This window comes from Vulcanococcus sp. CPBay_Sum15L08_68 (assembly GCF_017855895.1).
In the GTDB taxonomy this organism is placed as follows: Bacteria; Cyanobacteriota; Cyanobacteriia; order PCC-6307; family Cyanobiaceae; genus Vulcanococcus.
In genome coordinates this window covers 1-8,440 of record NZ_JAFMFX010000073.1, presented here as the reverse complement: position 1 = coordinate 8,440, position 8,440 = coordinate 1, and the positions used below count along the sequence as shown (strand labels likewise).

The following is an 8,440-nucleotide window of genomic DNA, read 5'->3' as shown; positions in this document are numbered from 1 at the left end:
CGTTCGCGTCGATGGCGCGCGATTGTGAAGCCGTTCTGGAAGGCCTATCGCCTTTGGGATCGAGAAGATTGTGTGGATCTCAGTGCGGCCTTTGCGTATCACAGCCTTCAGTCCTTTTTCCCCATCCTCCTGATTGCGCTGGGCGTCGCTGGCCTGGTTCTGGGGCGCATGGATGGACTGGCCGATCAGGTCATCGCTGTTGCGGATCAGTTTTTGCCCCCTTCGGCCTTGCCCCTGGTGAGTACAACGCTGCTGCGCCTGTATAAGCAGGGCACGGGTGCGGGCTTGATTGGTGTCATCTTTCTGGTGATCTCTTCCACCAATGCCTATCTCAGTCTTCAACGCGGAGCAGATCGGCTTTGGGGTTTTCGTCCGATTCTGACTCCACCGGAGAACTGGAAAAAGCCGGTTTGGAAGTTCATTCGTAACCGCATTGAGTCACTGGTTGTTGTTGTTCTGATCGGCTTTTTTGTGGTTCTCGATCAGATCACGACCAACCTGCGTCTGCTCAAGCCCGGCAGCTGGAGACTGCTGCTGGAGAGCTGGCTTCCCGCCAAGCTTCACCTCTGGGCACCGGTTCCTCTGCTGGTGGACTTGGGCATCAGCGTCGTCATTAGCTGCTCGCTGGCGTTTGTCCTGCTGGCCTTCATGCCGACCCGCAGGGTCCCCTTGCGTCCTCTCATTCCGGGATCGCTGCTGATTGGCTCAGCCCTGACGGCCCTGAACCTGGCCCTGGGCCGAAGCCTGATCTCCCTGGGGGCGCGCTTTCAGGCCTATGGCGTCATTGGTGGTGTGTTGGTCCTCAGCCTCTGGGTTTGGCTGGTGGCGCTGGTCGTCTATTACGGCATGGCCCTCAGCGTGGTCTGCAGCAAGCGCCGCGAGCTTTCGGCAGGATGATGGTCCTGCGGCTGCTCCGTTTGCGCTAGGCGATGCAACGTCCGATTCCTTGGCTTTGGATCACGCTGATCGGCGTCCTGCTGATCGCTCCGGGGCTGGCTGGGCGTCTGTTCGTTGATGTCCTCGAGGGCATCACCTTGCTGTTGGTCTTGGGGCCCCTGGTCCTTGGTGGAGCGGGCTTTCTGGCCTGGCAGTGGTTCAAGCGCCGCATCGTGACCTGTCCGGCCTGCGGGACCCCCAGCGTTGGAGCGCCCGCTTGTCCGGCCTGTGGGGCGGACCTCAGCCAGGTGCGTCCAGCCGCCTCCGCGGCCAAGCCCGTCGATGCCCCCGCTAGCGATGCGGTGGTCGACGTTCAGGTGCAGGACGTCACGGATCGCTAGGGCTTCCCTCAGCCTTCGCTGGTTCGCGCCATCTCAGCAAGACGACGTTCCCGCAGGAATAAAAAGAAGGGCGCGGCGAAGGCAAAGGCAATCGTTCCTGCGCTCAGCAGAACAATCCAGAGGTGACGCATCTGCAGGCGCCGGCTCTCTACGACGATCCAGATCGTGATCGCTGAAGCCCCCACCAGCAGATCCCGCGACAGCGATTCAGCGGCCGGATTGGCATTGGCCAGGGCGATGAACTGGGCCAGGTCAAAACTGGCGCCGTACTCGCGCATGAACTCCAGATTGGAGAGCCAGGGCAGCACTCCGCCCGCCACCGCCAGGGCGAGATAGAGCCAGGCCAGCCAGGGTTGCTGAGCGGGTTTGGAGGCCATCGCGGTCCCTAGGTGCTGAGTGCCTCCCATTCGACCACTTCCTGGGCCACCTGCTCGAGCACCACCTGGCAGCGGGCGGCATAGGCCTCAGCGCGGCGATAGAGGCCGGCCATCTCCTCGACCTCCAGCTCTGCGGACTGAAGCTTCGCCAGGGTGAGCTCCAGGGCCGTGTTGGCCTCTTGGTAGCTCAGGCCTTCGATCTCCTTCTGCCACTGCTCGGTTTCAGACGAAGCAGCGGCCTTGGCTTTGCTCGCGGGCTTCTTGCGCTTGGTTTGGGGTTTGGCTTCCGTCATGGCATCAGGGGTGAGGGCTGACCTGCTCCACCACGGCCTCGATCTTGCCGTCGACCAGCTCCAGCCTGAGGGCATCGCCCGCTTGGCTCTGGCTGACGGAGCGCAGCAGGGAGCCATCGGCCCTGCGCACCAAGGAGAAGCCGCGTCTGAGCAGCCGTTGCGGTGACAGGGCTTCCAGCAGTTGCAGCCGTTGCTGCAGTCGCTCGCGCTCCCGCTCGATGATCAGGCTGGGGTGGCATTGCTCCAGCCGCTGGCGCTGCAGCGCGAGTCGCTGCTGTCCCTGCTGGAGGCGATGCAGCATCAGTTGACGCACGATGGCCAGACGGTGCTGGAGGCCCTGGGAGAGGGACTCGCGATCCGGCAGAAGCGCAACAACGGCCGCCGTCGGCGTCGCCGCCCGGTAGTCCGCCACAAGGTCGGCCACGGTCGTGTCGTCCTCATGGCCCAAGCCAGTGACCACCGGGATCGGGCTCGCCGCCAGGTCGCGGGCCAGTTCTTCGTCATCGAAGACGGCCAGGTCCTCTCGAGCGCCGCCCCCGCGGGCCAGAACGATGGCCTCGATCTGCAGTTCGTCGCTGCGCTCGAGCACCTCGGCCAGGCGCTTGCGGATGGTTGCGGCCACCATCCCCTGCACGGGAATCGGCACCACGTGAACCGTGGTCGCCGGCCAGCGCTCCTGGGCTGTGCGCAGCATGTCCGCCAGGGCCGAACTGGGCACGCTGGTTAAGAGGGCAATCGCTGCGGGCATCTCCGGCAGGGGGCGTTTGCGCTCCGCGGCCAAGAGGCCCTCGGGTTCCAGGAGCGCGCAGACCCGCTCGAACTGCCGTAGAACCGCGCTGAGGGCCGGACGGATGTCGAGGATCTGAACGCAGAGGTTGGCGCGGCTGGCCCAGAAGTTCAGTTTCCCCACCACCAGGACCCCATCCCCTTCGCTGGGCTGGTAGCTCAGGCGCTCCCGCTGGGAGGACCAGACCACACCGGAGATGGAGGCCGACTCATCCACCAGGGTCAGCCACAGATGCCCTTTTTTCAGTTGGGGCCGCGAAACGGTGGCCTCCAGCAGAAACCGGGGGGCAAAGCCCCGCTCCAGCAGCGAGCCAATCGCTTGATTGAGTTCCGCGACGCTGTAACGCGGGATGCCGGAGTCGCTCTTCATCACCGGCTCAGGCGCGCAGGAGCATCAGCGCTCGAGTTGGCGGTAGCAGCTCCACCAGTAGAGACAAACCACAGCACCGATGACGCTCAAAGCCAGGCCGACGGCGTTCTGGACGTTGAACAGGGCAATGGTGGTCAGCACCAGGGCTGAACTGAGCAGTCGGGCACCGTCGCGGCGATTTTTGGCGTAGAAGCGGGCCAGGACTCTGCAGGACGCACAACCGCAGCCAGTTTGGCCCACCGATAGCGTTGGCGCGCCTTTGCCCGGGTGCCTGTGACGTCCCCTCGAGCGCGCCTGCAGAGTCAGCTCGCCGCCCCCTTGCCGGAGCACCCGGAGCTGGTGCTGGTCACCGATCTCGACGGCACCCTGCTGGGGGGACCAAGCGAGGAGCGTCGCGGCTTCTATCGCTGGCTGGCCGAGCAGCGCGAGCGGGTACTCCATGTCTTCTGTACCGGCAGGGACCTGGGCGCCATCGCTCAGGTCCTGGGGGACGACGAACCCTTGGGGCTGGCGGCCCCCCATCTGGTCATCGGTGATGTGGGCTGCACGGTGGCCTGCGGTTCCTCCCTGTTGCCGATCCCACTGGCGGTGGACCCCATTGAGCAGCGCTGGCAGGCCCTGGAACCGCGGTTGCGCACGCTGCTGGAGGGGCAGCCTGGACTGGAACTGCAGCCCATGAGCTCCAACCGACGTCTGGCCTTCTATGTCGACCTCGATCAGTTCGACCTGGGCCTCATCCCTGTGCTCGAGGCGGAGGGGGCGACGGTCGTGATGTCCGACAACCGCTATTTCGATGTCCTCCCGGGCGGGGTCAACAAGGGTTCAACCCTGCTGTCGTTGCTCGCGTGGTTGGAGGCGGATCACGCCACGGTGGTCACCGCTGGGGACACCCTCAACGATCTGGCGATGTTTGAAACCGGCCTCAAGGGGGTCATGGTCGGCAATGCCGAGCCGGCCCTGGTGGAGCAGTTGCCCCGTCTCTCGGGGGTCTATCACGCCCAGGGCCATGGATGTCAGGGCATCGCCGAGGGGCTGCGCCACTTTGGTTTTGGCCACCTGATGGCCTAGCGCTGCTGTTGCTCCAGCCGCTTTTTGGTGAGGGCCGTGGGCGTGGCGTTGGCTGGATCCTCGGGCCAGGGATGGCGGGGATAGCGGCCCCGCAGGTCCCGGCGCACGTCCCGATACGCCCCAGTCCAGAAGCCCGCGAGGTCTTGGGTGATCGCCGCGGGGCGCCCCGCCGGCGAGAGCAGTTGCACCGTCACCGGCAGCCGTCCGCCCAGGACCGTCGGGGTGGTGGCGGCCCCGAAGAGCTCCTGCAATTTCACGGCCAGCACCGGTGTGCCGCTGCTGTAGTCGAGGCTGGCCTGACGGCCGGAGGGAATCGCCAGGCTGGTGGGCAGCAGCGTCTCGAGCTCCTGGCGCAAGGACCAGTCCAGACCGCTCCAGAGGGCCTCGCAGAGATTGAGTTGTTGCAAGTCCTGGCGCGAGCGCAGGCCCTCCAGTTGATCCCCGAGCCAGCCCAGGGGGTCGGCTTCCAGGACGGCATCGCTGCGGTCCAGCCAGGGGGCGCCCAGTTCCCGGTGGGCCAGGCAGAGACGCTGTTGCAACTGCCTTGAGCCTTTGCCCCAGGGCAGGGCCTCGAGCCCCAGATCGGCCAAGCCCTCGAGCAGCGCGGCGCGCAGGAGCTCTGCTGGGGGATCGCGCAGGGGCCGGCGCTCCAGCGTCAGCGCACCCAATTGGAGGCTCTCCTCGGCCTTGACCCGCTCTTGGCTGGGATCCCAGCTCACCAGTTGCAGGCGTTCGCCCTGCGTTTGGGCCAGGCTCTCGACGCTGCTCTGCGGCAGGGCCAAGGCCAGCTGGATGCGGCAGTCACTGCCTCCCCCATCGGCATGGGCAATGGCCAGGGCCTCGCTGCCCCAGAGGGGGTCGCCGGGATGCAGTTCGGCGCCACGGCCGGAGCGCAGCTGGTAGCGACCGGGGGCGCCTGGGCGCTGCAGGCTGACCCGCTCGGGGTAGGCCTGGGCAATCAGCTCGGCGCAGAGCAATGCCTCCTCGCCACTGTTCAGGGTTGGTTGGGGGCGACGGCGTTCTTGACCGGCGATGCCCTGGAGCTGGCGCTCCAGCTGCGCCTGCAGCTGCTGAATCGAGCGCCGGCGATGGTCTCGCCCGTCCTGCCGCAGCCAATCCAGCCGGCGCAGCAGATCACAGCCGGCCTCATCCAGCCGCAGGGGGTCCCGCTCGCTCAGCAGGGCGGCCAGGGCGCAGCCCAGGCTTGGTACGCCGAGCTCCTGGGCCTGCAGCAGCACCTGGCCCAGGCGGGGATGCACCCCCAGCTGGCTGAGTTGGCGCCCATGGCTGTTGAGTTGCCCGGCGTCATTGAGGGCGCCCAGTTGTTGGAGCAGCTCCTGCCCCTCCAGCAGATGGGGCCGTGGCGGTGGCTCCAGCCAGGGCAACTCCTCCCCCAGACCCGCGCCCCACTGGGCCAGTTGCAGCACCAGGGGGGCGGGGTCGGCCTCCAGCAGGGCCGGGGGATCGAAGGCTGGGCGCCGCTGCTGCTCCGCGGGGCTCCAGAGGCGGACCGCGCGCCCTGGACCGAGGCGTCCGGCGCGGCCAGCCCGTTGCTCCGCACTGGCCTGGCTAGCCGGGAGCGTGACCAGGCTCTCCATGCCGCTGGCGGGGTCGAAGCGGCTGCGGCGGCTGAGGCCGCTATCGATCACCAGGGCGACCCCGGCGATCGTCAGGGAGCTTTCGGCAATGGCCGTCGCCAGCACCACCTTCCCCGCGGGGCTGCGGCTGGCTTGGATCGCGCGGCTCTGCTCCCCCAGGGGCAAGTTGCCGTGCAGGGGGCAGATCTCCAGGTCCTGGGACCAGCTGGTCCGCGCGATCGCCTCCTGGCACTGCTGAATCTGGCGTTGTCCAGGGAGGAACACCAGGGCGGTCTCGTGGTCCTGCCGTTGGTCCAGCCATTGGCTCTCCAGGGCCCGGACCACCTGGGCGGAGAGGGTCTCACGCTCTCGAGCCGGTTGGTGCTGCACCGCGACGGGGAAGCTTCGTCCTTCGCTGGTGAGCAGCGCGGCCTCGGGCAGCTGTTCGCGCAGGGGCTGGAGGTTGAGCGTCGCTGACATCACCAGCAGTCGCACCTCCGGTGCGATCACCGCCCTGGCCTCCCGCAGCAGCGCCAAGGCCAGGTCCGCCTCGCTGCGGCGCTCGTGAAATTCGTCGAAGATCACGCAGGCCACCCCCTCCAGGCTGGGGTCGGACTGCAGCTGCCGCAGGAACAGACCGTCGGTCAGCACCTCCACCCGGGTGGCGGCTGAGACCCGGCTCTCCAGGCGGACGCGATAGCCAATCCGTTGGCCGACGTCCTCGCCAAGACTGCTGGCCAGACGCTGGGCCGCGGCTTTGGCAGCGAGCCGGCGCGGCTCCAGCATCAAGACCCGCCCGCTCTCCGGGGGCAGGGCCTCAAGCAGGGCCAGGGGCACGCCTGTGGTTTTTCCGGCCCCCGGTGGAGCCTGCAGCAGCAAGGTTCCGCCCGCTGGAAGCCGCTGCACCAGCTCGGGCAGCAGCGGCTCAATCGGAAGCGGCACGCTGGGTGATCCGGGCGTCAGCGCACGTGGCGCGCGCCATCGACCGGGTGGTACAGCTCACCGGTCAGCTCTTCGTAGACGATGGCCGGCAGACCGGTTTCAAACATCGTCTGCAGGGCTTCTTTGAGATAGGGGTTCCAGCCGCCGGTGTTGACGTTGCCGTGGCGCACGGTCCAGTCCCAGGTGCCCTGGAGATCCCTAGGGATGCGGCCTTCGCGGTCGCGGCGGGTCACCAGATCCTGGGATTCAACGAGGCCCACCAGGATGGGCTCCTTGCCGTAGGCGGGGGTCAGGATCAGTTCCAGGCGAACGGGATCCTCTTTCACCAACTTGAGCTGGAAGCGCGGGGGCAGCTTGATGGCCTTGAGCACAGCAGCCACGATCCGGGTTCTTTGCTCCACTCAGCCTCCGCCAATGTTCACAAGCACCCACTGGTTGTACCAGCTGGAGGGTCCAAGCGGGTTGCTCTGGGGTCGTTCAGTCAGGCGGGTTACTCGTCGTCTTCGCCAAAACGCACCGTGAGTAGGTCGTCTTGGGTGAGCTGTCCGTCCTGATCCAAGAGCTCGGGGTGAATCGTCAGCCGCCCCGTTCGATCCCCCTGGGGCGTGCGGTCCCGGTCACCGGGACGGGGCACGGCTGAGTAGCCGCGGGCCATGATCCGAAAGGCCTGCCAGAGCAGCCCGATGAAGCAGGCGCCGTAGACCAGCGGCAGCAGCTTGCTGGCGACCAGACCGAGATCGGGTGTGGTGGCGAGCATGGCGGAGCTCTGGAAGGCCGACTGCCCCATCATCGCGCGCCCCCCGGTGCTTGCGTGCCCTGGAGCGTTCTGCTTACGGTTTCGCAGATTTGCTCTTGGTTCCATGGCTGGCGCAGCAGCACGGATGGCCGGCCTTTTGCTGGCGGCAGGTGCTGGCCCCGTCCTCCTGGCTCTGCCACCGGTGGCGGCCCAGAGCGCGCCGGCGCCGGCCCTGACCCGTCAATCCTTTGTGGCCGAGGCGGTGAAGCGCACCGGCCCTGCGGTCGTGACGATCGATACGGAGCGCACCGTCGTGGTTCCAGGGGGATCCCTGGTCACGCCCTTCCCGTTTAACGACCCGATGCTGCGGCAGTTTTTCGGGCTGCCGCCCGGGGGCGGAGCGACCCGGATTCCTCCCTCCCAGCGGACCGAGCGCGGCCAGGGGAGTGGGGTGATCTACGACCCCTCGGGCTTGCTGCTGACCAATGCCCACGTCGTCGAGGGCACGACGCGGGTGATGGTCGGTCTGCCCGACGGTCGCCGGGTGGAGGGCAAGGTTGTCGGCAGTGACAGCGTCACGGACCTCGCCGTGGTCCGCTTGAACGGGCCAGGTCCTTGGCCCGTGGCCGCCCTGGGTGATTCCGATGCCCTGCAGGTGGGCGAATGGGTGATTGCGGTGGGCAATCCCTTCGGCCTGGATCAAACCGTGACCTTGGGGATCGTCAGCAACCTGAACCGCAACGCCGCGGCGCTGGGGATCACCGATAAGCGGTTGCAGCTGATTCAGACCGACGCCGCCATTAATCCCGGTAATTCCGGTGGGCCCTTGCTCAACGCCGACGGGGAGGTCATTGGCATCAACACCTTGGTGCGCTCCGGCCCTGGGGCGGGCCTTGGCTTCGCCATCCCTGTCAATCAGGCCCGATCGGTGGCCCAGCAGCTGGTGACCAGCGGCAAGGTCAGCCACGCGATGGTGGGCGTTGCCCTAGAGCCCGTGCGCAATGGCTCTGGGGC

11 protein-coding genes are annotated in these 8,440 nt (G+C 67.0%); 4 read left to right on the top strand and 7 right to left on the bottom strand.

The genetic code is table 11. The features are described from left to right. Together QZ189_RS09895 and QZ189_RS09890 are read left to right on the top strand one after the other, a co-directional pair. The coding region (locus QZ189_RS09895) for a YihY/virulence factor BrkB family protein (RefSeq protein ID WP_296421657.1) at positions 1-897 on the top strand (897 nt) is incomplete at its 5' end. 32 nt (positions 898-929) lie between these two features. Further along, the gene (locus tag QZ189_RS09890; RefSeq protein ID WP_010313161.1) at positions 930-1,277 is read left to right on the top strand and encodes a zinc ribbon domain-containing protein; all 348 of its coding nucleotides are present in this window, start codon (positions 930-932) and stop codon (positions 1,275-1,277) included. Positions 1,278-1,285: 8 nt separating this feature from the next. On the opposite strand, the gene QZ189_RS09885 is transcribed toward QZ189_RS09890, so the two are convergent. The 4 genes from QZ189_RS09885 to QZ189_RS09870 are packed head-to-tail and all read right to left on the bottom strand — an operon-like array spanning position 1,286 to position 3,343. Then, on the bottom strand, positions 1,286-1,654 hold the full coding sequence (locus tag QZ189_RS09885) for a DUF2834 domain-containing protein (protein ID WP_247479577.1): 369 nt from the start codon (positions 1,652-1,654) through the stop codon (positions 1,286-1,288). 8 nt (positions 1,655-1,662) lie between these two features. Beyond that, positions 1,663-1,947, bottom strand: coding sequence for an exodeoxyribonuclease VII small subunit (gene xseB / locus QZ189_RS09880; RefSeq protein ID WP_296421656.1), 285 nt, complete (start codon positions 1,945-1,947; stop codon positions 1,663-1,665). Between the two features lie 4 nt (positions 1,948-1,951). Beyond that, positions 1,952-3,103 carry an exodeoxyribonuclease VII large subunit gene (gene xseA, locus QZ189_RS09875; protein ID WP_296421655.1) on the bottom strand — a complete coding sequence of 384 codons (1,152 nt, stop codon included), beginning with the start codon at positions 3,101-3,103 and terminating at the stop codon, positions 1,952-1,954. A gap of 24 nt (positions 3,104-3,127) precedes the next feature. Next, positions 3,128-3,343, bottom strand: coding sequence for a hypothetical protein (locus QZ189_RS09870; protein WP_247479572.1), 216 nt, complete (start codon positions 3,341-3,343; stop codon positions 3,128-3,130). Positions 3,344-3,376: 33 nt separating this feature from the next. Between QZ189_RS09870 and QZ189_RS09865 the strand changes: the two genes are divergently transcribed. Further along, positions 3,377-4,171, top strand: coding sequence for an HAD family hydrolase (locus tag QZ189_RS09865; protein ID WP_296421654.1), 795 nt, complete (start codon positions 3,377-3,379; stop codon positions 4,169-4,171). On the opposite strand, the gene hrpB is transcribed toward QZ189_RS09865, so the two are convergent. The 3 genes from hrpB to QZ189_RS09850 form a co-directional block, all read right to left on the bottom strand. Then, positions 4,168-6,690, bottom strand: coding sequence for an ATP-dependent helicase HrpB (gene hrpB, locus QZ189_RS09860; protein ID WP_296421652.1), 2,523 nt, complete (start codon positions 6,688-6,690; stop codon positions 4,168-4,170). The two genes, QZ189_RS09865 and hrpB, sit on opposite strands and share 4 nt — an antisense overlap. 17 nt (positions 6,691-6,707) lie before the next feature. Next, positions 6,708-7,091, bottom strand: coding sequence for a hypothetical protein (locus QZ189_RS09855; RefSeq protein WP_010313138.1), 384 nt, complete (start codon positions 7,089-7,091; stop codon positions 6,708-6,710). 89 nt (positions 7,092-7,180) lie between these two features. Beyond that, positions 7,181-7,477, bottom strand: coding sequence for a DUF2973 domain-containing protein (locus QZ189_RS09850; protein WP_232197204.1), 297 nt, complete (start codon positions 7,475-7,477; stop codon positions 7,181-7,183). Positions 7,478-7,571: 94 nt separating this feature from the next. On the opposite strand from QZ189_RS09850, the gene QZ189_RS09845 reads away from it, so the two are divergent. Further along, the coding region (locus QZ189_RS09845; RefSeq protein WP_296421651.1) for a trypsin-like peptidase domain-containing protein at positions 7,572-8,440 on the top strand (869 nt) is incomplete at its 3' end.

Coding starts and splice junctions, on each gene's coding strand:
- QZ189_RS09885 (WP_247479577.1), bottom strand. CDS start 1,654: ATGGCCTCCAAACCCGCTCAGCAACCCTGGCTGGCCTGGCTCTATCTC.
- xseB (WP_296421656.1), bottom strand. CDS start 1,947: ATGACGGAAGCCAAACCCCAAACCAAGCGCAAGAAGCCCGCGAGCAAA.
- QZ189_RS09890 (WP_010313161.1), top strand. CDS start 930: ATGCAACGTCCGATTCCTTGGCTTTGGATCACGCTGATCGGCGTCCTG.
- xseA (WP_296421655.1), bottom strand. CDS start 3,103: ATGAAGAGCGACTCCGGCATCCCGCGTTACAGCGTCGCGGAACTCAAT.
- QZ189_RS09850 (WP_232197204.1), bottom strand. CDS start 7,477: ATGGGGCAGTCGGCCTTCCAGAGCTCCGCCATGCTCGCCACCACACCC.